The sequence below is a fragment of the Sphaerochaeta sp. genome (genome assembly GCA_022482495.1).
Classification (GTDB): domain Bacteria; phylum Spirochaetota; class Spirochaetia; order Sphaerochaetales; family Sphaerochaetaceae; genus RUG023.
In genome coordinates this window covers 481,162-506,443 of sequence record JAKVPA010000001.1, presented here as the reverse complement: position 1 = coordinate 506,443, position 25,282 = coordinate 481,162, and the positions used below count along the sequence as shown (strand labels likewise).

The 25,282-nt window shown below is 55.3% G+C and carries 27 protein-coding genes; 18 read left to right on the top strand and 9 right to left on the bottom strand.

All coding sequences use genetic code 11. The features are described 5' to 3' along the window. Positions 1-65: 65 nt before the first annotated feature. Positions 66-1,094 (top strand): purine nucleoside permease, encoded by a 1,029-nt coding sequence (locus LKE28_02555; GenBank protein MCH3907143.1) that lies wholly within the window; start codon positions 66-68, stop codon positions 1,092-1,094. A 294-nt stretch (positions 1,095-1,388) separates the two neighbouring features. On the opposite strand, the gene LKE28_02550 is transcribed toward LKE28_02555, so the two are convergent. Both LKE28_02550 and LKE28_02545 read right to left on the bottom strand, forming a co-directional pair. After that, a complete protein-coding gene (locus LKE28_02550) occupies positions 1,389-2,330 on the bottom strand; it encodes an IS3 family transposase (protein ID MCH3907142.1) in 942 nt (313 codons plus the stop codon). Next, on the bottom strand, positions 2,327-2,617 hold the full coding sequence (locus LKE28_02545) for a transposase (GenBank protein ID MCH3907141.1): 291 nt from the start codon (positions 2,615-2,617) through the stop codon (positions 2,327-2,329). Before LKE28_02545 ends, LKE28_02550 begins: the two co-directional genes overlap by 4 nt. Before the next feature lie 84 nt (positions 2,618-2,701). On the opposite strand from LKE28_02545, the gene LKE28_02540 reads away from it, so the two are divergent. The 16 genes from LKE28_02540 to LKE28_02465 all read left to right on the top strand — a co-directional run bounded on the left by LKE28_02540 (position 2,702) and on the right by LKE28_02465 (position 17,700). After that, positions 2,702-3,694 carry a BMP family protein gene (locus tag LKE28_02540; protein MCH3907140.1) on the top strand — a complete coding sequence of 331 codons (993 nt, stop codon included), beginning with the start codon at positions 2,702-2,704 and terminating at the stop codon, positions 3,692-3,694. A gap of 53 nt (positions 3,695-3,747) precedes the next feature. Beyond that, positions 3,748-5,265, top strand: a complete 1,518-nt coding sequence (locus tag LKE28_02535; protein MCH3907139.1) for an ABC transporter ATP-binding protein — start codon at positions 3,748-3,750, stop codon at positions 5,263-5,265. Next, entirely contained in the window at positions 5,258-6,322 is a 1,065-nt protein-coding gene (locus tag LKE28_02530) for an ABC transporter permease (GenBank protein ID MCH3907138.1), read from the top strand. Before LKE28_02535 ends, LKE28_02530 begins: the two co-directional genes overlap by 8 nt. A gap of 1 nt (position 6,323) precedes the next feature. Beyond that, on the top strand, positions 6,324-7,238 hold the full coding sequence (locus tag LKE28_02525) for an ABC transporter permease (GenBank protein MCH3907137.1): 915 nt from the start codon (positions 6,324-6,326) through the stop codon (positions 7,236-7,238). Between the two features lie 315 nt (positions 7,239-7,553). Then, positions 7,554-7,826: a hypothetical protein gene (locus LKE28_02520; GenBank protein MCH3907136.1), complete on the top strand. Its 273-nt coding sequence runs from the start codon at positions 7,554-7,556 to the stop codon at positions 7,824-7,826. After that, positions 7,826-8,209 carry a hypothetical protein gene (locus LKE28_02515; protein ID MCH3907135.1) on the top strand — a complete coding sequence of 128 codons (384 nt, stop codon included), beginning with the start codon at positions 7,826-7,828 and terminating at the stop codon, positions 8,207-8,209. Before LKE28_02520 ends, LKE28_02515 begins: the two co-directional genes overlap by 1 nt. Before the next feature lie 248 nt (positions 8,210-8,457). Next, positions 8,458-8,922: a hypothetical protein gene (locus LKE28_02510; protein MCH3907134.1), complete on the top strand. Its 465-nt coding sequence runs from the start codon at positions 8,458-8,460 to the stop codon at positions 8,920-8,922. Further along, the gene (locus tag LKE28_02505; protein MCH3907133.1) at positions 8,838-9,254 is read left to right on the top strand and encodes an AAA family ATPase; all 417 of its coding nucleotides are present in this window, start codon (positions 8,838-8,840) and stop codon (positions 9,252-9,254) included. Before LKE28_02510 ends, LKE28_02505 begins: the two co-directional genes overlap by 85 nt. Positions 9,255-9,271: 17 nt before the next feature. Beyond that, positions 9,272-9,511, top strand: coding sequence for a hypothetical protein (locus LKE28_02500; GenBank protein MCH3907132.1), 240 nt, complete (start codon positions 9,272-9,274; stop codon positions 9,509-9,511). 510 nt (positions 9,512-10,021) lie between these two features. Next, positions 10,022-10,630: a hypothetical protein gene (locus tag LKE28_02495; protein ID MCH3907131.1), complete on the top strand. Its 609-nt coding sequence runs from the start codon at positions 10,022-10,024 to the stop codon at positions 10,628-10,630. A 424-nt stretch (positions 10,631-11,054) separates the two neighbouring features. Next, on the top strand, positions 11,055-12,431 hold the full coding sequence (locus tag LKE28_02490) for a TrpB-like pyridoxal phosphate-dependent enzyme (GenBank protein MCH3907130.1): 1,377 nt from the start codon (positions 11,055-11,057) through the stop codon (positions 12,429-12,431). Positions 12,432-12,797: 366 nt separating this feature from the next. Further along, positions 12,798-13,661 carry a MetQ/NlpA family ABC transporter substrate-binding protein gene (locus tag LKE28_02485; protein MCH3907129.1) on the top strand — a complete coding sequence of 288 codons (864 nt, stop codon included), beginning with the start codon at positions 12,798-12,800 and terminating at the stop codon, positions 13,659-13,661. A 15-nt stretch (positions 13,662-13,676) separates the two neighbouring features. After that, positions 13,677-14,714, top strand: coding sequence for an ATP-binding cassette domain-containing protein (locus tag LKE28_02480; GenBank protein ID MCH3907128.1), 1,038 nt, complete (start codon positions 13,677-13,679; stop codon positions 14,712-14,714). A 1-nt stretch (position 14,715) separates the two neighbouring features. Then, positions 14,716-15,375 carry an ABC transporter permease gene (locus tag LKE28_02475; protein MCH3907127.1) on the top strand — a complete coding sequence of 220 codons (660 nt, stop codon included), beginning with the start codon at positions 14,716-14,718 and terminating at the stop codon, positions 15,373-15,375. 59 nt (positions 15,376-15,434) lie between these two features. Beyond that, entirely contained in the window at positions 15,435-16,517 is a 1,083-nt protein-coding gene (locus LKE28_02470) for an iron-containing alcohol dehydrogenase family protein (protein MCH3907126.1), read from the top strand. A 1-nt stretch (position 16,518) separates the two neighbouring features. Further along, positions 16,519-17,700, top strand: a complete 1,182-nt coding sequence (locus LKE28_02465; protein MCH3907125.1) for an aminotransferase class I/II-fold pyridoxal phosphate-dependent enzyme — start codon at positions 16,519-16,521, stop codon at positions 17,698-17,700. A 53-nt stretch (positions 17,701-17,753) separates the two neighbouring features. Here LKE28_02465 and LKE28_02460 read toward each other — a convergent pair whose 3' ends face one another. From LKE28_02460 to LKE28_02435, 6 genes are all read right to left on the bottom strand, one after another. Beyond that, a complete protein-coding gene (locus LKE28_02460) occupies positions 17,754-18,143 on the bottom strand; it encodes a transcriptional repressor (protein MCH3907124.1) in 390 nt (129 codons plus the stop codon). 56 nt (positions 18,144-18,199) lie between these two features. Next, positions 18,200-18,691 carry a GNAT family N-acetyltransferase gene (locus LKE28_02455; protein MCH3907123.1) on the bottom strand — a complete coding sequence of 164 codons (492 nt, stop codon included), beginning with the start codon at positions 18,689-18,691 and terminating at the stop codon, positions 18,200-18,202. A gap of 108 nt (positions 18,692-18,799) precedes the next feature. Then, positions 18,800-19,771, bottom strand: coding sequence for an ABC transporter permease (locus LKE28_02450; GenBank protein MCH3907122.1), 972 nt, complete (start codon positions 19,769-19,771; stop codon positions 18,800-18,802). A gap of 12 nt (positions 19,772-19,783) precedes the next feature. Continuing rightward, entirely contained in the window at positions 19,784-21,280 is a 1,497-nt protein-coding gene (locus LKE28_02445) for a sugar ABC transporter ATP-binding protein (GenBank protein MCH3907121.1), read from the bottom strand. Positions 21,281-21,290: 10 nt separating this feature from the next. Then, positions 21,291-22,256 carry an ABC transporter permease gene (locus tag LKE28_02440; GenBank protein ID MCH3907120.1) on the bottom strand — a complete coding sequence of 322 codons (966 nt, stop codon included), beginning with the start codon at positions 22,254-22,256 and terminating at the stop codon, positions 21,291-21,293. Between the two features lie 119 nt (positions 22,257-22,375). Further along, the gene (locus LKE28_02435) at positions 22,376-23,515 is read right to left on the bottom strand and encodes a sugar ABC transporter substrate-binding protein (protein ID MCH3907119.1); all 1,140 of its coding nucleotides are present in this window, start codon (positions 23,513-23,515) and stop codon (positions 22,376-22,378) included. Positions 23,516-23,920: 405 nt separating this feature from the next. Between LKE28_02435 and rhaM the strand changes: the two genes are divergently transcribed. Continuing rightward, positions 23,921-24,238 (top strand): L-rhamnose mutarotase, encoded by a 318-nt coding sequence (gene rhaM / locus LKE28_02430; protein MCH3907118.1) that lies wholly within the window; start codon positions 23,921-23,923, stop codon positions 24,236-24,238. On the opposite strand, the gene LKE28_02425 is transcribed toward rhaM, so the two are convergent. Next, entirely contained in the window at positions 24,226-25,209 is a 984-nt protein-coding gene (locus LKE28_02425) for an AraC family transcriptional regulator (protein MCH3907117.1), read from the bottom strand. The two genes, rhaM and LKE28_02425, sit on opposite strands and share 13 nt — an antisense overlap. Between the last annotated feature and the right edge of the window lie 73 nt (positions 25,210-25,282).

Here is a 25,282-nt window from a genome sequence, read left to right as displayed (position 1 = left end):
AAACCCGGTTTGGTATTGACTCACCGTTGGTGCTTCTGCTACCTGTGGGGTGAGGTGGTTGCAAGATGATGAAAAAACGATTGATGGTGATCGTCATGGTGGTGGCGATCTGTGCTGGTCTGTACGCCCAAGGGATGATTGAGACGACAGACAAGATTCCGTTGAAGGTGTTGATCCTTCCAAAGTTCGAAGTAGGCGAGATGACCGGGGATTTTCCTGGAGAAGCGCAGTACTACTATGACGCCTATGAGAAGGGCGGAGAAGCCTACGATATTGTGGGTGGCTTTGATGGCAACAAACTGTATGTGAAGGACGGCGTCGGTCTGTACGTCACCGGAATGGGAAAGGCCAACACGGCCGTCTCCCTGCAGGCCGTGCTCTCCGACCCCCGGTTTGATTTCTCCGATTGCTATGTGATGAGTACCGGTTGCGCCGGTTCCGCTGTTGGGTATGGCGTGATGGGCGATGTGTTTGTCATCACTGCGGCGGTGGACTATGACCTTGGCCACCATGCAGACATCCGTGATCTTCCTGAAGGGTATGAGACGACGTGGTTCCATGATTCCGGCTACGACAGTTCTTCCTACAAAATCCTTAACCAGGATTTGATGGCCAAGGTGTACGATCTGGTCAAGGACGTGAAGATTGAGACGACGCCAAGGACGAGGAATTTTATGTCCGCGGCTTTCGATGGGGCTGAGTGGGCGGTGCGCGATCCCAAAGTGCTTCGGGGAACGACGGCCAGTGGTGACAACTACTGGAAAGGGGAGTACGACCATGCCAATGCCGTGCTGATGACCCAGACGTACGGCTGCCCCGATCCCTTCGCCTTGACGGAGATGGAGGATGTCGCACTTGGTGTGGTTCTTGACCGGTACGGTATGCTGGACCGCTATTTCATCATCCGGGACTCCGTCAACATGGACGTGTTCATGAATGGGGCTTCGGCTGCGAGCCTGTGGGATCCTTCCTACACTTCAACGTTGTCGGATGAAGGCAATGTGGAATCCGCCGATATCTTCAAGACGGCCATGGAAAACAACTACAAGGTCGGGGCGGTGGTCATTGATGCTATTCTTGCGGGAACTCTGTAATAAAATATAAAACACGCAATAGTATTAGAAGTGTAATTACATAAAAGAGATATGTTATCCGAAGGCACTATCATCGTTTCCATACAGATGGTGCCTTTCTTGTATGGAAGTGGTGATACCATTTGTACAAACTTTGATGATTCTTGAGATTTCGGTCATTTTCTCTCCCCACAAACCTTGTGGGTTGGGTACAGTGGAATTACTATCGAGAAAGGAAGGAGAGAGGCAGTATGAAAAAGTGGTTTGAGCTAAGCCCCTTGTCAAGACAGGGTGGCGGGAAAACAAGGAAATCTCCTATGCCACCTCAGTCTTCTTCGGTTCGTCCCCCGCTGACGGGAAACGTCCGTCCGTATACACTTCGTCCGGCGTCCGGTAATCAAGCGACTGATGGGGCCGCTCGAAGTTGAACTTCCTGATGAATATCCCCAATCCCTTCTCCAGTTCCTCCATCGTGCCCCACTCATGAAGGAAGATGCATTCATATTTCAGGGTCCGCCACGTTCGTTCAATAAACACGTCATCGAGGCATCTCCCCACCGAGTCGTTGCTGATCTCGATCCCGTAACTGGAGGCGGCATCAAGGAAATCACCACCCAGATACTGGCTTCCGCAGTCCGTGTTCAGGATCGCCGGTATCCCATGGTTCATGACCGCCTCATGCAGCGCGTCGACGCATAACCCGCTTTCCATCGTGCGCCCGAGGCTCCAGGACAGGATCCTCCGGCTGTACACGTCGATGAACGCCGTCAGATACACCATCCCTCCGGGAAGACGGATGTAGGTGATGTCCGTCTCCCATACCTGGTTGGAGAACCGTATCTTCTTCCCCCTCAACAGATACGGGTGCTTCAGGCATTTCCCTTTCGGCTGGCGGGTGGTGCGGAACACCGGGGAGACCCCATGGATGCCCAGCCGCTGGTAGATGAGACGCACCCGTTTCTCCGTGGCTGAGGGGAAACCGTTCCGCTGCAGGTACCTGCCCAGTTTCCGGTATCCCCAGGCCGGATTCTCCGTCCAGACGCCTAGGATCTTGTCAACCAATGCGAGTTCTTCTTCTTTCCGCCCATCATATTGCCGTTCAGGCATTGCTTTCCTGGCTTCCCGCAGCTTCCTCCACTGGTAATACCTGCTCCGGGAGATTCCCAGGAGACGGCATTGGTCGGATACCGGAAGGCCAAGGCCCCCGCGAAGGTATTCCACTGCGCTTTCATGGTCCACCAGCTCGTAGACGCTCATCCCTGCGGATTCACTTTTTTTTTGAGCAGTTCGATCTCCAGCTGGGCTTTCCCCAGCGCCATCGTCGCCGCATCCAGCGCTTTCTGCTTTTCTTCCAGCTCCTTGCGCGTCTTCCCCAGATCCTTGCTGAAGTCTCCTTCGATGAACGATTTTCGCCACATTGACACCATGCCGGGCGTGATCCCGTTCTCAGAAGCGATTTCCGCTACTGTCTTCTTGCTTTCCAGCGCCTCGATCGCCACCTGCTTCTTGAATGACTCCTGATACGTCTTCCGGTTTTTCCCCATGTCTGCCTCTCCTTTCCAAGGATAGCAGATATTCCTTATTTTTCACCCCCTCTGTCCTGCTTTCAGGTCTTAGCATAGTTCGTAGTGACTTTTTTAGTTGTGGGGATCCTGTCTTCCGCGTTTGCCGCGGGAAATAAGGAAGTTGCGTCATCTTCCGGTGCGAAGACGGCGGCGACGGCGAAGATCGTGCTTCTGTTACCTGGACAGATCAACGATCAGGGATGGAACGCTTCCAACTATGCGGGCGTTGTGGCGTGCAACGAGCAGTTGGGAACCAACATGGAGTACATTGAGGCGGTTCCTGAGGCGGATTTCGAATCCACCATGCGGGAGTTTGCCCAGCGCGGGTATGACATCATCATGGCGGCCGGTTCGCAGTTTGATGAAGCGGCAAAGACGGTCGCGGCCAGTTACCCCAACACGTTGTTCATGATGGTCAATGGATCCAACAGTGACGCGGACAACCTCTGCCCGTTGTTTCCCAAGGAATACGAGGCGTCATATCTGGCTGCTGTCATCGGTGGTTATCTGACCAAGACTGGCAAGTTCGGGTTGATCGGCGGAGACCCCAACCAGGCGATGCAGGACCTGATGGCCGTCTATGGGAAGACCGCAGTGAAGATCGCCAAGGAACGGGGCATTGCTGATGCGTCATACAACCTGAAGTATGCCAACAGCTGGAGTGATGTCGCATTGGGCAAGCAGATGTCCGAAGCGATGATTGAGGATGGCGCCGACGTGATGTTCTCCTACGCCAACGAGCTGAGCCTCGGAGTGATCAACGGAGCCATCGAGAAGGGCGTCAAAGTTGTCGGATATTCTGCAGACCAGACGGTCATCGACCCAAAGACGGTGGTCGCGTCCATCAACTTCGATTACTCCAAAGTGTATGTCTGGGCCATCAGCGAATGGCTGAAGGGTGACCTGAAGGGCCACCAGCGGGTGGAAGTCGGAGTTCCTGAAGGCATCTACTTCCCGGTCTATACGGAAAACACCCCTGCGGAAGCCAAAGCTGCATGCGATCAGGCGGTCGCCGACCTGAAAGCCGGAACGGTTGACCTGAAGGCGTTGTTCTGAGAATATTTCCAAGGAGCCGGAGCTTCCGGCTCCTTAGTGTATAGGGAAGGATGATGGCTGTTGCGGTTGAAATCCAGCATGTGACCAAGTGCTTTTCCAAGGTGATCGCCAACAAGGATGTCTCCCTCACCGTCAATGATGGGGAAGTGCTGGCTTTGCTTGGCGAAAACGGTGCGGGGAAAAGCACCATCATGAAGATTTTGTACGGCCTGTACGACAAGGATGAAGGCCGGATGCTGGTGCATGGCAGGGAAGTGCGCATCAAATCCCCCAGAGACGCCATGGCATTGGGAATCGCCATGATCCAACAGCATTTTTCGCTGGTTCCCACCCATACTGCGACAGAAAACATCATTCTTGGTCACGTACACGGATATCTGCCATTGAAGAAGTGTAGCCAACAGGTTCAGGTAATTGCCCAGGAATATGAGGTTGATGTTCCGTTGGATGTGCCGGTTGGCAAACTGTCCGTTGGGCAACAGCAAAAGATTGAGATTCTCAAGGCTCTGTACATCAATGCCCGCATTCTGATCATGGATGAACCGACCGCCGTACTGACTCCGCAGGAGTCGGAGACGTTAATGCGGTTCATCCGTTCCTATGTGGCAAAGGGGAATTCCGCCATCTTCATCACCCATAAGATGCGGGAAGTGATGGAAGTTGCAGATCGGATTACGGTGATGCGTTCTGGTATGGTGGTGGATACGGTTCGCCGGAGTAATACGGATGAGCATTCCCTGGCCCGTATGATGATCGGTCGGGACATCCAGACCCAAGCGGCACCACAACAGAAAACGGGGGTTGCAGCACCAGTGGTGCTTTCGGTGGAACATCTCTCCCTCATCGGTCCTAAAAAAGAACGGTTGCTTACCGATGTTTCATTCCAGATTCACCAAGGAGAGGTGTTTGGCATCGCAGGGGTAAGTGGAAACGGCCAGGACGCATTGTGCGATGTGATCTCCGGTCGTCTCTATCCTTCTTCCGGCTTGATTCGGTTTGAGGGGAAAGACATCAGCAGGGATTCTGTCCGCAGCCGCAATGAGCGGGGCATCGGGTACGTCCCTCTTGACCGTTACCGTGACGGGATGGTGATGGAAATGTCGTTGGCGGAAAACCTGCTGCTCAAGGGATGGCGTTCGGACAAATGGATTTCCCATGGATTCGTCCGGAATAATGTGGTAAACGCAGATACCCAACGGATGATTACCCAGTATCACGTCAAGGCCACAGGGCCGGATGATACCGCGAAGAGCCTTTCCGGCGGCAACCAGCAAAAAGTGGTGCTTGCCCGCGAGGTGGCGGTGGGGACACACCTTTTGATCTGCAACCAGCCTTCCCGCGGGTTGGATATGGGAGCTGTGGAACATATCCATCAGGTGATTTTCCAGGCGAAGCAGGAGGGGAAAGCGGTCTTGTTGATCTCCACCGAACTCTCCGAACTGTTTGAGATGGCTGATCAAATCGCCGTCATGTATCAAGGGGAGATGGTTGATATCTTCCCAAATGGAGCGCGGAGCATTGAAGAGATTGGACTGATGATGGCCGGCGCCAAGGAGAAGAACCATGGGTGAGAAACTGGAAGGCATCCTGTTCAATCTGGCCGCAGTGGTCATTGGACTTGTCATCAGCGCCAGCCTTCTGTTGTTCCTGGGCCTCAACCCTCTTGGCGTCATTGGAAAGGCGTTCGCCAAAATCGTAGGGGATGGCTACAACCTGGGGGAGATTCTGGTCAAGGCGACGCCTCTGGTGTTCACGTCGTTGGCGTTTGCGTTCACGTTCCAGGCGAATTTGTTCAACATTGGTGCGCAGGGACAGTTTTCCATGGGAGCGATCGTCGCGGTGGCGTTGTCTCTCTCCCTTGGTGGAAAGATTCCCCAGCCATTGCTCCTGGTACTGGTGGCCGTCGCATCGTTTGCCGCCGGTGGCGCCGTCGGTGCGTTGATCGGTTTGGTCAAAGCGAAATTCAATGCCAACGAGTTCCTTGTCAGCATGATGTCCACCTACGTCGTCGCAGCGTTGATGGATTACCTCCTTCGCACCAGCCTGCAGGAAACCAAGGCGGAATACATGCAGAGTGACGCCATTCTTCCTCAGGCGTATCTTCCCACTTTGATCCCCGGGACCCGAGTTACGTGGGGGATCGTCATCGCCGTGCTGACGGCAATCGCTATCTCCGTGTTGCTGTACAAGACTTCCCTTGGATTCCGTATTCGTGCCGTTGGGTTCAACTGCGACGCAGCGGAATTGGGAGGCATCCCATCTGGACGGATGTACGTCATCTCGTTCCTGATTGCCGGCGGATTGGCTGGTATGTCGGGTTTAACGGAGATCAACGGGGTGCAGCACATGTTGCTCCGAAATTTCAACGCTTCCATCGGATCGTACGGCATCGGCATCGCCGTCCTAGCCAATGGAAACCCGATCGGTTGCATTTTCGCCTCTCTGTTGTTCGGATTCCTCAACGTAATGGGCACCACGATGGGACGCCTGCCAGGCGTCACCATTCCGGCGTCCATCATCGAGTTGATCGAAGGTGTCGTGATGACCTGTGTGATCATCTTTGCCGCATTGCGGTACCAATTCCAGCTTTGGTCCCAAAAACGACGGATACGCAGGGAGGTGGTGTGAGATGGTGAACCTGCTTGCCCGTGCCATTATGGTAAGTACGCCGTTGCTGTTGGGTTCCCTTGCCGAGGTGTTCGCCGAACGGACCGGGGTGATGGTCTGTGCCATTGAAGGGATTTTCCTGCTCGGCGCTTGGGGTGGATTTGTCGGAACCTATATCTGGGGAACGACGTTTGCAGGGATCGCCCTTGCTCTTTGTTGCGGCGCTGCAATGGCGGCGCTCTATGCGTTTGTCACAGTGACGCTTAAGCAACAGCAGGTGGTCACCGGGACGGCGATGAACATCTTGGCGGTTGGCTTCTGTTCGTTTTTCCAACGGGTGCTGTTCGGAGTACCGACGACACCGCTGCAGATCAAGGCGCTTTCCAAACTACGCATCCCCTTGTTGTCCGATATTCCCGTTGTGGGTCCGATCCTGTTCAACCAGACGGCATTGACCTATGTGGCGTACCTGTTGGTGCCGGTTGCCTGGTTTGTGTTGTACCGTACGTCCCTGGGGCTTACCATCCGTTCCTGCGGAGAAAACCCCGAGGCGGTGGATGTCGCAGGTATCAATGTCAACCGGGTGCGGTTTCTGACCGTTCTCGCCGCCGGGGCTGTCGGTGGGCTTGCCGGTTCGTTCTATACGGTAGGATACTTGGGGATGTTCACCACCAGCATCATCGGGGGACGCGGGTGGATCGCCTTTGCCATCTGCTTCTTGGGAAACTGGAGCCCCATCGGGGCGTTGCTGGGTACGTTGACGTTCGGTGTGGCCGATTCCATCTCCATCTACATCCAGGCAGTGGGGGAGAACACCCTGTTTCCTCGTGAGTTGATCATTGCGCTTCCTTACATCCTTACCATTGCGCTGACCATTTTCCGCCATACATTCAACGTTCCGGCGAAACTGGGGGTTCCCTACCGAAAGGAAGACTGAATTATTGGCATTAGAAAAAGAGAGGTGAAGTTTTGTACTTTTGCCTATTGACAAATTTCCAGAATATTACATAAAGAGCTATATAATTATAAATAGATTAATTATAATCTCTTTTTTGACTCAATCGGCCAGCGGAATGTCTCGAGCTCTCGATTCACAGAGATTGAACATCGCTTGTATATCCCGGAGTAAGGTGCGGGAATCCAACATTTCTCCTCTCTTTTCCCCCTACAAAAGTTTTTTGAGGTTTTTTTGTTTTTTAGTGACCCAAAATTTTTGCTGGCCATCATGTCGCTATGTGTTCAGAAGGTGCGTATGCGTTATTTTCGGATAACGCGCAAACAGAAGATGGTGTCAGAGCGGGGACTGGCGAAAAAACGGGAGGAGCAGAAAGACTTTCTTTCCGTGTTGTCCATCATATGGGCGGAAACTCCGAAATCGGTTCGTCCGGTGAGCGCTGTCACCGAACTGGGGAAAGTGCAGGTGACGCGGGTCGCAGTCCAGCGGGGCAGAGGAACGCCAGCCTGGCTGAAACAGGAGTTATCGAGCATCACCATGAAGTGGAGGTTGAAGCGGAATGCATTCTGATGAGTGAGATCACCGTAAGCACGTACAGCTTCTGGGTGCAGAAATCAGAGAAAGCGGGATTTCTGGACAGTGCCGAAGACCTTCTCAAACCTTTCGGACTAGCTCCTTTCGCCATCACGTCGCTGAAGGAGCGGATCAGCCCGAAGATGCGGGACGCCAAAGCGTTGGTGGATGTACCGGTTCTCATCCGGGAAGAGAAGTGCTTCTTCTCCCGTGGCAGGGCGCGGCAACCTTGCATGCACCCGGTCCAGTACCTGGTGATGGCCGATGAAATGCCACTGTGCCGGAAGATTGAGAATGTACTGGTGGGAAGCCTGGCTTCCGTCAACCGGATGGAAACCACCGCACCCTGCTGGTGGATGAAGTGTCCGGCATGGGAGTGACCTCGATGTTTTCCAATCTTGACGAAGACGGTTTGTACCAACTGTACCGGCGTTCCAAGGGTTCGACGATCGTCCTTGAGATGAAGCCGGCGGATGAAAACCTCGGCGATCGAGGATACCGATGTGCTGGAGACGTTGAAACATGTCCTTATGCTACACGGGTACACGTTGTCCATCATGGAACTGAAAAGAGGGGATGAGAGAAGGCGCTTCTCGCCATTTAGGACGCGTTTCCGGATATCCGCTTCGTGGTCATCCGCCAGAAGGACATCACGGCAAGGGATGTCCTGGCGTATGTGTTGCAGCAGGCGAAGGAAGCCCGTATCCCGACCGTTGAGGGATTGCAGGAACCGGTGGGTAGCCGTACGTTCACTTCGCACGATGAACTGGATACGCTGTATGAGTATTGGTATGACCAGTTGTTCTGCAAAGAGGAGTTTCCACAATACCTAGATCTTCCCACTCCCGAGGAGGAAAACAAAACGGTGAAACCCACCGCACGAGAGTTGCTTTCCTCGTTGATCGGCCTCTCTTCGGTGAAGCAACTGGGGGATACGATCATCGATACCAACAAGGCGCAGCATGCCTATGCTTCCTTCGGTGTAAAAAGCCCACACCGTCACGGCACATGGTGTTTACCGGAAACCACGGAACGGCAAGGCTCACCGTGGTCCGGTTGTTCGCCCAGATCAGGAAGGAGAAAGGGTGGGTAAGCGGAAACTTAGTGGAAGTAGGGCGGAGCGGGGTGGTCGGTCGCTTTGTGGAAGGGCTTGCTCTCCATGTGCGCAATCTGTTCACCAAAACCCAAGGAGGTGTGCTGTTCATCGATGAGGCGAACGCGTTGCTGGATGGATCCAAAGGGTTGTACGGGGATGAGACCATCAACACGATCGTCGAGGAGATGGAGAACTACCGGGAGGATGTTATCGTCATCTTCGCCGGCTATCCTGAGTCCATGGAAGATTTTCTGGCGGCTAACCCCGGCCTATCCAGTAGGATCGCCTCTTCCATGCCCCGTTTCCCGATTTATCCGTCGATGAACTGATGGACATCCTCCGCTTGATGGCTACCCGGGATATCATGGCTATCGCTCCGGATGCCGAGAGGACCATCACCGATATGTTTGCATCCGTACGGACCAAGCCGGATTTCGGCAACGACCGGTTTGTGCGGACGCTGTATGAGCAGGCAAGGATGCACCAGGCGGGACGCCTGATGCATCTGGGGGGGAGAGCCGGACAAGGAAGCGGAGATCACCCTTCTCAAGGAGGCTTTTCCTGCCATATCTTCCCCATGCGGTGAAAAAGCGAACCATCGGGTTCACCGCCTGAGGGAAAAATGAAAAAGACCAATCTGCCCCATGTTTGGCAATGAATTTGGATAAGCTTCCAATACCCTACAGAGAGTTTTGAAACAGACAGTTCTGGGATGGTTGTTGTGGTAATTCCCATTCAGGTTCTGCCTGTTCCAAAGGATTACTAAGCGAGAAAAGATACAAACAGCAAAGGGAATCGCCATGTAAGGTTGAGCTGACACATGACGCAGAAGAAGCTTTCACTATTATCTCATGACATTCATTGCTGAAAAGTTTTGCTTTCCCTTGTGTATCTTTGAAGCATCGGATAGGATTGATATATCCCTTTGAATAAGGATGAATTATATGGATTGCATGCGGAAACAAGATGATTATCAAGAGTTCATACAGTTTTGCGATAACGTAGCAGCCAATCCTGAGTTAGCTGCAGAAATTATCAGGAAAACCGGGGTGTACACGAAAAAAGGACGATTATCAAAGCCTTATCATAACAGTCTATGTATCAAAGAAGAAACGAACTAGTTTTTGGTTTTCATGGTTGTGATAAAGAAGTATGTGATAAAATCATACAGAGCAATCAAGTGCAACTTCGTCCAAGTGTAAATGAGTATGACTGGCTTGGACATGGTATGTATTTTTGGGAGTATAATGAACAACGAGCTCTTGAATGGGCTCGGAATGCAAAAGCTCATCCCAATAACAAAGAACAAAAGATTCATGAACCTGCAGTACTTGGTGCGGTGATTTGTCTTGGTGAATGTCTTGATTTCTTGGAATCAAGTAATTTGATGCTTCTCAAAACCGCCCATGCAATTTTTATGGAGAATGCAAGCAAACAAAACTTACCAATTCCTGAGAACAAGTGTAATGGGTTGGTCAGGTATTTGGATTGTGCCGTAATTGAAACGTTGATTAAACTCAAGGAAGAACAAACAAAGAAGCACTATTATGATAGCGTTAGGGGTGTGTTCTTTGAAGGAGACTCATTATATCCTACTGCGGGGTTTAGAGAAAAAAACCATATCCAAATTTGCATTAGGAATCCTAATTGTATCAAGGCATATTTCCTTCCGAGAATTGACGTTGATTCGTATCCGCCTGTATGAAATGTGATAGCTTTAATACTACTATTCCATGATGTCAGAAAACCCTGTAGTCGGAGGCTAACATCCTCAAGACCATCATCATTGAGTCTGAGGCTTGATTCCTTTCACGTTGTATGCAATCAGCGTTGCCTTTTATATTTCTTGAATGTGAGGATGCATCCCTCCTTGAAAATGAGGCTGATCTTCTCTTGGATCAGAGTCCAATAATGAGGAAGGTACACTGTCATGGAGTGTGTTGGTCCTTCTCGCCCAAGGAGGATTTTTCCCTGCCGTACTTTCCTCATGCGGTGGAAAAGCGGCCATCGGGTTCACCGACTGAGGAAAAATAAAAAAAAGTGAAAAAAGATGGGACAGCCTCTTGTTTCTATGCAGAGAATTATGATATGGTGTTTTTATACAGAGAAACAAAAGAAGGAGAAACGACATGACAACGCACACCATTCCCTACAAAATCTACCTTTCGGAGAATGAGATACCCGATTTCTGGTACAACATTCGCGCCGACATGAAGAACAAACCGGCGCCGCTGCTCAATCCGGGAACCCTCCAGCCGATGACCGCAACTGAACTTGATCACGTGTTCTGCAAGGAACTGGTGGAGCAGGAGCTTGACAACGATACCCGGCGCATCCCCATTCCTGATGAGATCCGTGAGTTCTACCACATGTACCGGCCGTCCCCGGTGGTGCGTGCCTACTGTCTGGAGAAAAAACTGGACACTCCTGCGCACATCTACTACAAGTTCGAGGGAAACAACACCAGTGGCAGCCACAAACTCAATTCGGCCATCGCCCAGGCGTACTACGCCAAGGCCCAGGGTCTGAAAGGGGTGACGACGGAAACCGGAGCGGGGCAGTGGGGCACGGCGCTTTCCATGAGCTGCGCCTACTTCGGCCTTGACCTGAAGGTGTACATGGTGAAGATCTCCTACGAGCAGAAACCAGCACGCAAGGAAGTGATGCGCACCTACGGCGCCACGGTCACTCCGTCGCCGTCGGACACCACCAACGTCGGGCGTGCCATTCTGAAGGCCCACCCCGGCACCAACGGCAGTTTGGGATGCGCCATCAGCGAGGCGGTGGAATACGCCACCACCCACGAGGGGTACCGTTACGTGCTGGGCAGCGTGCTCAACCAAGTGCTGCTCCACCAGTCGGTCATCGGATTGGAAGCCAAGGCGGCGCTGGACAAGTACAACGTCACCCCGGACATCATCATCGGATGCGCCGGCGGCGGTTCCAACCTGGGTGGCTTGATCGCCCCGTTCATGGGAGAGAAGCTCCGTGGGGAGAAGGACTACCGGTTCATCGCCGTCGAGCCCGCTTCCTGCCCGAGTTTCACCCGCGGCAAGTTCGCCTACGATTTCTGCGATACCGGTGAGGTGTGCCCGCTGGCAAAGATGTACACCATCGGCTCGCAGTTCATCCCGTCCCCCAACCACGCCGGTGGCCTTCGCTTCCATGGCATGTCCCCGATCCTCTCCCAGCTGTACCACGACGGGTATCTGGAAGCCAGGGCGGTGGAGCAGACCTCCGTCTTCGAGGCGGCCGAGCTGTTCTGCCGTACCGAAGGGATTCTGCCGGCGCCGGAGAGCAGCCATGCCATCAAGGTGGCCATCGACGAAGCGATGAAGTGCAAGGAAACCGGTGAGAGCAAGGACATCCTGTTCGGCCTGACCGGTACCGGGTACTTCGACCTCTCCGCCTACAAGAGCTACAACGACGGCACGATGACCGACTCCATCCCGACGGACAAGGACATCGCCGACGCGCTGCAGTATCTTCCCAAGTGTGACAAATAACAGACAAGGCAACCTCCTCCTATCATACCCTGAGGGGGGTGGAAACACCCCCCTCTTTTGTGTTTCATCAAATCTTCGTAAAAAAGTTTGTCGCACCCTCTTGACATTTTTTCTTCGGAAAGGCAACGTTAGGGACAACAAATCAGACACCGTCTGGAAGGAGGAGCACATGTTGAGACCAATTACCCTGTCACATGCTGAGTCCTCGTTCCTGATGCGCTCCCACATGATGATGCGCTGAAAAGCGCACACATACTTATATCCACACGACATCCATAGATTCATCAGGTTCGAGGCAACCGTATGTTTTCCGGAGTATCCGGCTACGGCAGGAAACGACAACGATATCAAGCAAGGGAGCAATATATGCGTTCCACAAAAAAAGTTCTTGTAACACTTCTCATCACGGCAGTGCTGGCATCCGCCGCGCTGTTCGCTAACGGGGCGAAGGAAACATCCTCGCCGACCACCACGAAACAGATCCGCATCGGGGTCAGCCCCGGGCCCTATGGAGACATGGTCAAACAGGCCATCGCGCCGTACCTGGAGAAACAGGGCTACACCGTCTCCGTCGTCCAGTTCTCCGACTGGGTACAGCCGGACCAGGCGTTGAACAACGGGGAGATCGAGGCGAACTTGATGCAGCACACCGTCTACCTGAACGCGTTCTCCAAGGCGAACAACCTGGACCTCGCCGCGGTGATCATCGTTCCGACGGCCGGTGCCGGCGTATTCAGCCACGTCTACACCTCGTTGGACCAGCTGAAGACCGGTGACCAGGTGGCCATCGCCAGTGACGTGACCAACCTGGCCCGCAGCCTTGGCATCCTTGCCCGCTTCGGCGTCATCACGCTGAAGGACGGCATTGATCCCACCAAGGTGTCCCTCTCCGACATCGCCTCCAACCCGAAGAACCTGAAGTTCCAGACGCTTGACGGCGCCCAGATCTCCCGGAGCTTGGACAGCGTGGCCATCGGCATCGTGCCGGGCAACTACGCCATCGCCGCCGGTCTTGATTTCACCAAGGCACTGGCCATCGAAAAGCTTGCCGAAGGGTACAAGAACGTCGTCGCCGTCCGGACCCCGGATGTGGATTCCCAGCTGGGACGTGACCTGAAGGCCGCCGTTGAGTCGGAGGACTTCTACAACGCCATCACCAAACCGGGCAGTATCTTCAACTCGTTCGACCGGCCGCAGTGGTGGGTTGACAAGTACGGCGAGGGCAAATAAGCGATGGAAGCAGGAATGCGGCACATCCCCATCATCGAGTTGCGTGACATCAGCGTCTCCTTTCCTCTTGACGGGGGAAAGGAGCTTCACGCTGTCTCTCACGTCAGCCTGACGGTGGAGAAGGGGGAGATTTTTGGAATCGTAGGCCAGAGCGGGGCGGGCAAGAGCACGCTGGTGCGGGTGATCAACCTGCTGCAGCGCCCCACCTCCGGCAATGTGATCATTGATGGCCAGGACATCACCTCCTACAGCGGAACGGCGTTGGCCGAAGAACGCAAACGGATGGGAATGATCTTCCAGCACTTCAATCTGATCGGTGGCTCGACCGTCGGGGAGAACGTCGCGTTCAACCTGAAGGCCGGTGGCTGGAAGAAAGCCGAAATCCCCGGCCGGGTGAAGGAACTGCTCCAGCTGGTCGGGTTGGGGGACAAGGAAAAAGCGTATCCGTCCCAGCTGTCCGGTGGACAGAAACAGCGGGTGGCCATCGCCCGTGCCCTGGCAAACAATCCGGAGATTCTCCTCTGTGACGAGGCGACCAGCGCGCTGGACGCCGAAACGACCGAAGAGATCGTCTCCATCCTCCGGGAGATCAACCGGAAGATGCACCTGACCATCGTGTTCATCACCCACCAGCTGGAAGTGGCCGAACGGCTGTTCGACCGCGTCGCCGTGATGGACCACGGCTCGGTGATCGAAACAGGGGACACCTACACGATCTTCACCGCTCCGCAGCATGAAACGGTGCGGCGGTTGGTCTCCAAAGTTGCGGACATCGACGTACCGGTGCTGCCACCCCTTGCAGGGGACGAACAGCTGGTCAAACTGACCTACCGCGGCGAGAACGCCTATCAGGCGATCATCAGCGACGTGGTCAAATCATTCGACATCACCCTGTCCATCCTCCATGGGAAGATCGAGTACATCACCGGCAAGCCGTACGGTGTGCTCCTCGTCTCCCTGAAAGGATCGGAGCAGGCCAGGGCCGACGCGCTGCGGTATTTGGAGGAGCATGCTTCTTCCGTACAGCGTGTGTCCGCCAAGGAGGCGGATTGATATGGAACAGACATGGGAAATTCTGGAACAGTACCTGGGGAAAGCGACGTGGGAAACCTTTGAGATGGTGCTTCTCTCCATGCTTTTCTCCCTCATCTTCGGTACAGCCCTTGGACTGTTGTTGTACCTGACGGAGCATCCGCTCCTCACGCCGAACAAGACGGCAAACGCCATCGCCGGAGCGGTGGTCAATGTGATCCGCTCCGTTCCGTTCGTCATCCTCCTCGTTGTATTGATCCCTCTGACCCGGTGGATCACCGGGACGACGATCGGACCAATCGCCGCGACGGTTCCGTTGACGTTCTCTTCCACGGCGTTTTTGGCTCGTCTGGTGGAAGGCGCGTTCTCCGAGATTGACAAAGGGGTCATCGAATCCTCCGTCGTCACCGGAGCCCCGCTCCCGTTGATCGTCCGTGACGTCCTGTTCGTGGAAGCCCGACCCGGTTTGGTACGTGCCATCACGGTGACGTTCATCAGCCTGATCGGCTACTCCGCCATGGCGGGCATCGTCGGTGGCGGCGGCATCGGGGACCTGGCCATCCAGTTCGGATACTACCGCTATGAGACCGGCGTGATGGTGGTCACCGTGGTGCTGCTTGTCATCGTCGTGCAACTGGCCCAGCTCATCGGGGACCGCGTGGCGCGGATCTTCACCCGTTGACCCATGGGACGGTCCGGATCGCCGTCCCTCGTTCTCCAGATCCGAAAGGAAAGACTGCAATGGAATATCCTGTACTTCGCATTCAACCCGGCCCGGACAACTACTACTGCCACGCCGGCGCCATCAATCATCTGTATGACTTCTTCAGCAAGGAACAACTCTCCCGCGCCCTGTGGATCCATGGGAAGCGTTCAGGAGAGGCGGTGGGCCCGTATCTCCCCAAGGAGGTGTCCGACGGATACCTTCTGGAAGGGCACTGCACCCACGAGACGGTGGATGCCCTGACAGCCCGGGCCAAAGCCGCTGACCTGGTCATCGGTACCGGCGGCGGTACGGTGCTGGACACGGCCAAAGCGTTGTCCATCGCATCCGGCAAGCCGTTCGTCTCCATTCCGACCATCGCGGCGACCTGCGCGGGATGGACTCCGCTGTCCGTCTGGTACACCCCCCAAGGCAAGGCGCTTGGGTACGAATTGTTTCCCCATGGTGCTTTCCTCGTCCTGGTCGATCCCCAGATCATCCTGGACGCACCGTCCGTCTATCTGCAGGCTGGGGTGGCCGACACCATCGCCAAGTGGTACGAAGCGCGGATCCTCTCCGAAGGAAGACCCATTCTTCCCCTTACCGCAGAGCTGGGCGTGCTGACGGCCAAGCGGATCGTCGAGGTGCTCCTTGAGGAAGGCCCCGCCGCCTTCAAAGCGCAGAAGGATGGCAAGCTGGATCCGGTGTTCATCAAGATCGTTGACGCCGTCATCGCCGGCGGCGGACTGGTCGGAGGACTGGGGGAGAAGTACACCCGGGTCGCCGCCGCCCACGCGCTGCACAACGGTATGTCGGTCCTGCCGGAAACCCATGACAAGCTGCATGGCCTGAAGGTCGCTTACGGCGTTCTGGTCCAGGCGGTGCTGATGAACGATGAAGACGAACTGATCAAGCTCCGCAAGAAGTTCCTGACGATGGGGCTTCCCACTTCGTTCCGGGACCTTGGGGTGGATCCGACGGACGAAGCGAAAATTGACAAGGTGGTGGCGGCTTCTCTGGCTCCCCACGAATCGATGCATCTGCTTCCGTTCCCGGTGGACGCGAAGATGGTAAAGGATGCCATCGCGAAGGTGGAGTCCCTCTCCACCAAGGAGGCGTGAGATGCCAGGTACCAGTAAGAAAACCAAAGGATTCACCGAATCGGTCATCCGCCGGATGACCCGTGTCGCCAATCAATGGGGGAGCATCAACCTCTCCCAAGGATATCCCGATTTTGATCCTCCCGACCAATTGAAGGAAGCGTTGGCCAAGGCCGCCTATGCCGGCCCCCACCAGTACGCCATCACCTGGGGCGCGGAGAACTTCCGCATTGCCTTGGCGGCGAAGCAGAAGCACTTCATGGGCATCGACATCGACCCGGCCACCCAGATCGCCGTCACCTGCGGTTCCACCGAAGCGATGATGGCTTCCGTCCTGTCCGTCGTTGATCCCGGAGACAAGGTGATCGTCTTCTCCCCTTTCTACGAGAACTACGGGGCGGACGCCATCCTCAGCGGAGCCGATCCGATCTACGTGCCGCTCACCCCACCGGATTTCAGCTTTGATCCCGAGGTGCTGGAAGACGCGTTCCGCCAGCACCCCAAGGCCTTGATCCTCTGTAATCCCGGCAACCCCACCGGCAAGGTGTTCACCCGTTCGGAGCTTGAGATCATCGCAACGCTGGCCAAGAAGTACGATACCTGGGTGATCACCGACGAGGTGTACGAACACATCGTCTACCAGCCCGGTGAGCATGTGTACTTCGCTTCCCTTCCCGGGATGGCCGAACGGACATTGAGCTGCAGTTCCCTGTCCAAGACCTATTCCATCACCGGATGGCGTCTTGGGTACGTCCTCGGTCCAGCCGAAGCCATCTCCGCCGTGCGGAAAGTCCATGACTTCCTCACCGTCGGTGCGGCCGCGCCACTGCAGGAAGCTGCCGTCTCTGGTCTGAAGCTTCCTTGGTCGTACTACGACGAGTTGCGTGACCTGTACACCGAAAAGCGTAACCTGTTTCTGTCCTATCTGGACCAGGCACACCTGGTGTACACCAAGCCGCAGGGGGCGTACTACGTGATGGTGGACATCAGCGAGTTCGACGCCACCGACGATACCCGTTTCTGCGAGTGGATGGCCAAGGAAGCAGGGGTCGCCGCTGTTCCGGGATCCAGTTTCTTCCGTGAGCCGGTTCACCATTTGATCCGCTTCCACTTTGCCAAGAAGGACGAGACGCTTCGCGCCGCCGGCGAGAAGATTCTCCGTCTGAGGGATGTCTGGAAGGAAAAAGGATACGACAAGCATTGAACGAAGAACACGGGTGCCAAACGCACCCGTGTTTCATTCCGTGGTTGTCCGGTTCAGTGTTCCGGTTTCTGCTTCTTCTGACACTCCGGGCAGATGCCTTCGAATGTGGTGCAGTGCTGGGTGATCTGGTAACCGCTGAGCTGCTCGGCGTTTGCATCCAGCCCCTTGTCGTACGGAATGTCGGCGTCGGTGACCGAGCCGCAAGAGGTGCACACCAGGTGGTAGTGGGGTTCCAGCCGCCAGTCATACCGGTCGGCCACCGGGCTGTACAGGTGCCTGATCAACCCAAGGTCGGTCAGCTGGCTGAGATTCCGGTACACCGTCCCACGGCTGATCTTCCCATCCTTCGCACGTGCATCCAGGAACACCTGGTCAGCTGTCGGATGATCCCTGCGTGTGGTGACGATCTCCAGTACCAGCCGTTTCTGTCTCGTTTGCCGCATGCATCCCTCCATGGAAATAGTTCACCATGGTTTTTCCGCTTTGGCAAGGGATGTGGTTATTGCTGGCTTCCCAACTTCTGAAGGGCGTCTCCGGTCAGCCGGTACACCGTCCATTCTTCCATCGGGACGGCCCCCAGCGAGCGATAGAAGCGGATGCTTGGTTCGTTCCAGTCCAGACAGCTCCATTCCATCCTGCCGCATCCTTCCTCCACGGCGATGGACGCCAGGTGGGTGAGAAGCGCTTTCCCGATCCCCCGTCCCCGGTATTCCGGCAGGACGAACAGGTCTTCCAGGTAGATTCCCCCTTTCCCCAACCAGGTGGAGTAGTTGTGGAAGTACAGGATGAATCCCACTTCCTTGCCATCGGCCACGGCGAACCGCACCTGGGCGACCTTCTGGTTGAATATCCATTGTTCATAGAGCGCAGGGGTGGCCGTCACCTGGTCTTCCAGATGCTCGTAGATGGCAAGACGTTTGACGAAATCGAGGATCAACGGGATGTCCTCCCGGACCGCCTCCCTGAAATGGATTGTCGGGGTTGTATGCATAGGTCTCCTTCTTTGCAACCTACCGTACCATGGAGGGGAGAAAGATGGCAAGACAAAAAAAGTGCGCCTTCCCGAAGGAAAACGCACGGAGGAAGCGGATTGGTTGGTCTATTTGATCACCCGAAGCGACTTCCGGTCGATGGTCAAGGCGACGACGATCAGGAAGACGATGCCTTTGACCAACTGCTGGGTGGCGGAGACGGGGAAGATCATCGGCAGGCTCTTCTCCAGGACAGAGTAGGTGAGCGTTCCGATGATGATGTTGGAGAACCGCGACTTGGCGCCACCGGAAATGGGCATGCCTCCAAGCACCAGGGCGATGAGGATCTGCGTTTCCAACTGGCTTCCGGCCGTACCGGTGATGGAGCCTACCTTGATCACGTTGATGAACGATGCAAAGCCCGTGATGGCTCCAGATGCGGTGAAGACCAGAAACTTGGTGAGATCCGGGCGACATCCGGAGAACCGCGCCGCCGTTTCTCCCGCTCCAATGGCATGGAGGTCATGCCCGACCCGGGTGAAATGCAAGATAAAGAAGCCGATGGACAGCACAACGATGGTGAGCAGTACTTTCAGCCATGTCTGGTTGAGTGCCACCACGTCCACGCTGGCCGGTACCGGTCCGCTGGTGGTGATGTACTTGCACAGTCCGCGGAACAGGTACATCGTACAGATCGTCACGATGAACGAGGCGATCTTGAACTTCACGTGGAACAGCCCGTTGAAGGAGCCCATGGCGGCTCCCGCCGCCACAGCGGCGAGGATTCCCAGTCCGATGCTCCGCTGGGAAACCCAGCAGAAGATGATGGAGGAGAGTCCGAGGATCGAACCTTGGGAGAAGTCGATGCCTCCCACCGTCATGATCATGAAGACTCCCATCGAGGCGATCATCAGGACGTACACCTGGCTGAGCATCAGATTGATGTTCCTCGGCCGAATGATTTTCCCGTCCGTCAGGATGGAGAAGACCACGATGATGGCGATGAATCCGAACAGCGGCATGAAGCTTCTCAGCCAGGGAAGCTCCCACCACTTCACTTTCATCTCATTGGTTGCGGTATTGCGTGTATGTTCCGTCATGCGTTCGTCTCCTTACACCATCTTGGCGATCAGATCTTCTTCGCCAAGCTTCTGGGATCTGAGGAATTCCCCGTTGATCCTTCCATCCTTCATGATCAGGATGCGGTCGCTCATCCCCAGCAGTTCCGGAATCTCTTCGGAAATCATGATGATCGACTTCCCTTGTTTCTTCAGGTCGGAGATCAATGCGTAGATGTCCGCCTTGACCTTGACGTCGATGCCCCGTGTCGGGCTGTCCAGCACCAGAATGTCCGAGCCCCTGCCAAGCCAACGGGCCAAAACGACTTTCTGTTTGTTTCCGCCGGAAAGATCGGAGACATACTGGTCGATGCCGGTCATCTTGACGCTCATCAGCGTGGCGTGTTTTTGGGCGAACGAACGCATCTTCTTCCGGCTGAGCAGGTGGTGGGACGCCAGCTTGTCCAGCGAAGGAAGACAGATGTTCTCGCCAATCGTGTCGGCCAGCACCACAGACTCGTTGTCACGGTCCTTGGACGCATAAGCGATGCTGCTCTTGATCGCCTGGGGGATTGAGGTGATGGCCACACCGTTTCCCAGCGTGACCGATCCTGTCCTTCCGTAGGAGGCGCCGAATACCGCCTTGCCCAGTTCATGGATGCCGCACTCGGACAAGCCTCCGACTCCCAGGATCTCCCCTTTGTGCAGGGTGAACGAGATGTCCTGGAGCTGTCCCGGGACAGAGACATGGGAAGCGATGAGCACCGGATCGGAAGAGACCGGCTCACCGTAATCGGTCCGGTAGTACCGTCCACCCAGTTCCCGGCCGACCATCATCCGTTTCAGGTCGTCCACCGTCACATCCTTGCTATCCACCGTGCCTACCAGCTCTCCGTCCCGGAGGATGGAGATGCAGTCGGTGTGTTCCAATACTTCGCTGAGGTCGTGGGAGATGAAGATGACGGTGTTGCCTTGCGCTTTGATCCGCTCCATCACCTTGAACAACTCCTTCCGGCCTTCCTGGCTCAACGCCGTCGTGGTCTCATCCACCACGACCACCTGGGGGTTGAAGTACGTCGCCTTGACGATTTCAACCAGCTTGCGGTCCTCGAAACTGTAGTGGTCGATCATCACCGGAGCTTTGATCCGGGAAAATCCGTAGGAATCCAGCAGGCGTTGCGCTTCCTTGTTCATCTCGGCGGTGTTCTTGATGATGCCGTGCATGAATCGGTCTTCCTCGCCGAGGAAGATGTTCTCCGCCACGGTCAGGCCGGAGAGCGTGCCCATCTCCTGGACGATGATCGACACGCCGCTTCGGTTCGCCTCAACCTGGGATTTGACGGTCAATTCATTTTCATTCATCACGAACTTGCCGCTGGAGATGGAGTAGATGCCGCAGAGCATCGAGCAGAAGGTCGACTTGCCCGAGCCGTTCTCACCGATCAAGCCATGGATCTGGCCACGGTGGAATCCTAAGGAGACATCCTTGACAGCATGGGTGATGCCAAAATATTTGTTCAGCTGTTCTGATCGCAGAAACTGTTCTTCCATATGTTGGCTCCTATTTCACCACGCTGCCGATCCGGCCGCGGTTGGTCAGGGTGACGATGATCAGGAGCACCGCACCGGTGACGAAGTCGTTGATCGTCGTCGGAACGTTCAACGCCACCAGTCCGTTGAAGATCATCGTGATGATGAACTCTCCGATGACGATCGCCGTCACCGGGTACCCGTATTTCTTGAAGGCGATACCGAAGAACGTACCCATCAGGGGTTTGAAGTTCCGGTCCATGGAAGACATGCCGGTAACCGCCTGCATGCCTTTGCCGTAGCTGACGGTCAGAAGCGCCATCACGCCGACGAAGAAGTGGAGCAGGACGAATCCGATGAACTTGTACTTCTCCACGTCGATGCCCATGTTCTTCGCCACATACTCATTACTCCCGATGGCGTTGCAGTACGTCCCGATTTTGGTGTACCGCAAAATGAACACCACGGAAAGAAACGCCAGGCCTGCGACGATGTAGTTCCAGGGCGCATGGTTCAGCGCCAGGATGTTCGGACTGGTCAGTTTTCCAGGGAATCCGGAGGTGTCCAGCGCCACCACGTAGTTGGCGACGCTTTCCAGCACCAGCATCAGGCCGACGGTGACGATCATCGAAGGGATGCGCAACTTGGAGTACAGCACGCCGTTGAACGCTCCGATCAACGTGCCGCAGATCAGGCATCCCAGCACCAAGCCCCAGTAGCCGAACTGCCGGGAAAGCAGGACGCCGACCAGGGAGGAGAGGACGATGTTCGCGCCGATGCTGAAGTCAAACAACCCCATCACGACGATGAAGTACAGACCGCAGCCTCCTACGGCGTACTGGATGCTGGTCTGCAGGTAACTTACCAACAGCTTTCCCGTTCCGAAGTTGGAAGGGGAGAGGATTTTGAAAAACGCCCAGAACAGAACGGCCATGGCGACCAGCACGATCAGGCCGAAGAATCTGTTTTTCTGGAATCTGTTCATTGCATCGTTCATGTATGCCACCAATGCGAAGCGGGGAGGCGTCAAGGCAAGGTATCCTGGCGTTTCCCTGTTTCACGACGGAAAGACGACGTGAGGCCGCGACGCGGCCCCACGTTTCGGTTTGTTACCGGTTATTTGCCACTGCGGCGGCTCTGCACGTCCTGGATGGACAGCGAAGCAGCCTTCTTGGTCAGATCCTCCACGCTGAGCGTGGCCATCTCGCGAAGCTCGTCCGCATTGTACGGAAGATCATCGACGAAGTACTTGGCGTACGCGGCGTAATCCTCAGGAGAGGAGACGTACAGGTACGGGAAGTTGATCTCGTAGAACGAATTGGTCGATGTCTTGTAGTTTCCCTTGATGGTGTTGTACACCAGCATGAACGCGAACAGCGGATCGCAGTAGTGCCCGCCGGACTCCGCGGCCATGCCACCGGTGGCCAGCTGTTTGTCCAGGTCGGCCAGGAAGTCGGTGGAAACGACTTTGATCTTTCCCTTCAGCCCCATCGAATCGATGGCTGCCAATGCTCCGACCAGCGTGTCCCCGCCGCCACCAGCGACGATCAGGGCGTCGATGTCCGGATTGGCGTTGATGATGGCTTCCGCCGTGGCTCTGCCCGTATCAGAGGTGGTGCCGCCGTACTGCGGATCAAGCAGAACCGCTTTGTCATTGGGATGCTCTTTGTTCCAGGCTTCGATACCGGCCTTGTAACCCTGCCAGCGGAGCAGGAACGTCGCGTCACCCGCTTCCCACGCTTCCAGAGCGATCTTCCTCGCTCCCTTGTCGCAGAGGATCTTGACAAGGTTCTTGCCGTTGTCGATCTCGTTCTCATGCACCGTGCCGACGTAGTACGGAGACTTCAAGGCAAGCGCGTATTCGTTGGGGTTGTCTTTCTGGTTGATGGCCCGGAAGAACTGGGCGACGTACACCTTGTTCTCCGTGCAGGTGTTGATGACCGACGTCATCTCTGCGGATGCCGAGTTGCAGATGATGATGCCGTCGCATCCCGCCGCGCTGAGCGTTTCCGCCGACGCGGTGACCTGTTCGGAAATATGTCCCTGGTCGACATACATGATGTCAACGTCCAATGCCTTTGCCGCAGCGTCAAGGATCAACTTGCACTGGCTGCCCAACGTATCGGTCGAACTCCAGATGGAGACGCCGATCAACGGTTTCTTCGCTGCCGCGCTGCTTTTCTCTCCTTGTCCATTCGCGAACACGAAGGAACAGGCGAGCAGTACGCAAAGTACCAACAATCCTACCTTTTTCATGATGAACCTCCTGAAATATCATTAGCCTGACGGCTAAACTGCGCTCCTTGGACCAAAACGGAAACGCACCGTGCTGTCACCGTTTTGGCTGTCGTGTACGTTATCCCACCACAACTTCCTTTTTCGTTAACGTACACGACTATAGTTATCTTGTACACCGACTTTTCGCATTTGTCAAAAGAATTCTTATGGATTTTGCCGTACCGGCAGGGTTTCTCCTTCTTTGGATAAGTCTGGACACTGCAGTCCTGCTGTTGTGTCCGGGAGTGTTTTTGTCTCTTGGAAGAGGTACTTCACCGTAACCGGCAATGGGGTTCTGCTGAAAAGAAGTGCGTCACGGTTTTGCGTTCATGGAAAAACAAGCCCTGCTTGACAGGGATGGACTGGTGTTCCGATGATAGGGGCATGGACAAACGTGAAGCGTTCAAGATGTACCTGAAACCGGGGATGAAAGAGGAATACAAGCGTCGTCATGCGGCCATCTGGCCGGAGGTGAAGGCGATCCTGCAGAAGAGCGGCGTCTACGATTACGCCATTTATCTGGACGAGGAGACCGGGACGTTGTTCGCCTTCCAGCACACCAAAGGTGAGGTGGGAAGCCAGGACGTCGGGTCGGAGGAAGCCATCAAGCGGTGGTGGCACTACATGAAGGACATCATGGAGACCAATCCCGACGAATCCCCCGTCTCCATTCCGTTGGTGGAGATGTTCTACCTGCCCTGACTGTGGCGGTACGCCATCGGGGTCATCCCATACCACTTGTGGAACGTCCGGCAGAAATGCTGGGCGCTTCCGTATCCGATCTTCTGGGCGATTTCTCCACAGGTGGCCGTACCGGAGGCCAGCAGGGACAGGGCGATCTCCATCTTGCGCCTGAGAAGCAGCGCGGAGAACGTCGAGCCGGTGGACTGCCTGATCAACGCGGACAGATACGCCGGGGTCAGGCCGAACGCCTCGGCCAGGGTGGAGAGCGTGGTGCGGTCGGGATTCTCGCGGATGTAGTGGAGGATGGCGGTGATCCGGTTGTCCTTCACCTCGCCTTGGTCGATGAACTGTACATCCCCTTGGGGAACCAACAACAGCAAGGAGAGGATCTGGGCAAGCAGGGACAGGGAGAACAGATTGCTCCGACCCCCTTCCTGATATAGTCGCGCGATGAGGGGAAACGTCTCCTCTGCATGATGGATCACCACACAGGGGCAGAGGGGCTTGCGTCCCAACAACGACGCGAAGAATTCGCACAGCGGTGACGTCCCCTCGGAGAACGGAGGGAGCAACGTGTCCAGAATGGTGCTCTTCGCCAGGACATTCATCACGATGCTCTTCTCGTCATCCACGGAGATGGCATGGTACTGATGCGGCGCGATGATGATCGCATCGCCCTTTTCCAACAGGAATTTCCTCCCGTATACCTCCTGGACACAGGAACCTTTCATGACGAATTCCATCTCAAGGAACTGGTGGTCATGGATGTAGGAGGGAAGGAATCGGGTGTGTTTTTCCACATGGCAGTCCCTGCCGTCGTCTGTAGGGAAGAACAGCCTGTCCCCCAGCGTGATGTCCGCCAGACCCGAACCGCTCAGGGCGATGAACGACGGGAACGGGGGGAGCTTTCCTTGTTTCCACAGTGCTTCATAGGCAAGCTCTTCCTCATTCAGAACGGAAAATTGTGCAATGAATTGGGAATATTCCATACCATAAGCATAGCAGAATCGTAAAATTTATCAATCATGACCTAAACAAAACTTCATTGCGTTCTTGCCATTT

Bases quoted from the DNA above. Each gene is read 5' to 3' on its own strand.
- LKE28_02555 (MCH3907143.1), top strand. From the start codon at position 66: ATGATGAAAAAACGATTGATGGTGATCGTCATGGTGGTGGCGATCTGT.
- LKE28_02550 (MCH3907142.1), bottom strand. From the start codon at position 2,330: ATGAGCGTCTACGAGCTGGTGGACCATGAAAGCGCAGTGGAATACCTT.
- LKE28_02545 (MCH3907141.1), bottom strand. From the start codon at position 2,617: ATGGGGAAAAACCGGAAGACGTATCAGGAGTCATTCAAGAAGCAGGTG.
- LKE28_02535 (MCH3907139.1), top strand. From the start codon at position 3,748: ATGGCTGTTGCGGTTGAAATCCAGCATGTGACCAAGTGCTTTTCCAAG.
- LKE28_02530 (MCH3907138.1), top strand. From the start codon at position 5,258: ATGGGTGAGAAACTGGAAGGCATCCTGTTCAATCTGGCCGCAGTGGTC.
- LKE28_02525 (MCH3907137.1), top strand. From the start codon at position 6,324: ATGGTGAACCTGCTTGCCCGTGCCATTATGGTAAGTACGCCGTTGCTG.
- LKE28_02520 (MCH3907136.1), top strand. From the start codon at position 7,554: ATGCGTTATTTTCGGATAACGCGCAAACAGAAGATGGTGTCAGAGCGG.
- LKE28_02515 (MCH3907135.1), top strand. From the start codon at position 7,826: ATGAGTGAGATCACCGTAAGCACGTACAGCTTCTGGGTGCAGAAATCA.
- LKE28_02505 (MCH3907133.1), top strand. From the start codon at position 8,838: ATGGTGTTTACCGGAAACCACGGAACGGCAAGGCTCACCGTGGTCCGG.
- LKE28_02500 (MCH3907132.1), top strand. From the start codon at position 9,272: ATGGCTACCCGGGATATCATGGCTATCGCTCCGGATGCCGAGAGGACC.
- LKE28_02495 (MCH3907131.1), top strand. From the start codon at position 10,022: ATGTATCAAAGAAGAAACGAACTAGTTTTTGGTTTTCATGGTTGTGAT.
- LKE28_02490 (MCH3907130.1), top strand. From the start codon at position 11,055: ATGACAACGCACACCATTCCCTACAAAATCTACCTTTCGGAGAATGAG.
- LKE28_02485 (MCH3907129.1), top strand. From the start codon at position 12,798: ATGCGTTCCACAAAAAAAGTTCTTGTAACACTTCTCATCACGGCAGTG.
- LKE28_02480 (MCH3907128.1), top strand. From the start codon at position 13,677: ATGCGGCACATCCCCATCATCGAGTTGCGTGACATCAGCGTCTCCTTT.
- LKE28_02475 (MCH3907127.1), top strand. From the start codon at position 14,716: ATGGAACAGACATGGGAAATTCTGGAACAGTACCTGGGGAAAGCGACG.
- LKE28_02470 (MCH3907126.1), top strand. From the start codon at position 15,435: ATGGAATATCCTGTACTTCGCATTCAACCCGGCCCGGACAACTACTAC.
- LKE28_02465 (MCH3907125.1), top strand. From the start codon at position 16,519: ATGCCAGGTACCAGTAAGAAAACCAAAGGATTCACCGAATCGGTCATC.
- LKE28_02460 (MCH3907124.1), bottom strand. From the start codon at position 18,143: ATGCGGCAAACGAGACAGAAACGGCTGGTACTGGAGATCGTCACCACA.
- LKE28_02455 (MCH3907123.1), bottom strand. From the start codon at position 18,691: ATGCATACAACCCCGACAATCCATTTCAGGGAGGCGGTCCGGGAGGAC.
- LKE28_02450 (MCH3907122.1), bottom strand. From the start codon at position 19,771: ATGACGGAACATACACGCAATACCGCAACCAATGAGATGAAAGTGAAG.
- LKE28_02445 (MCH3907121.1), bottom strand. From the start codon at position 21,280: ATGGAAGAACAGTTTCTGCGATCAGAACAGCTGAACAAATATTTTGGC.
- LKE28_02440 (MCH3907120.1), bottom strand. From the start codon at position 22,256: ATGAACGATGCAATGAACAGATTCCAGAAAAACAGATTCTTCGGCCTG.
- LKE28_02435 (MCH3907119.1), bottom strand. From the start codon at position 23,515: ATGAAAAAGGTAGGATTGTTGGTACTTTGCGTACTGCTCGCCTGTTCC.
- rhaM (MCH3907118.1), top strand. From the start codon at position 23,921: ATGGACAAACGTGAAGCGTTCAAGATGTACCTGAAACCGGGGATGAAA.
- LKE28_02425 (MCH3907117.1), bottom strand. From the start codon at position 25,209: ATGGAATATTCCCAATTCATTGCACAATTTTCCGTTCTGAATGAGGAA.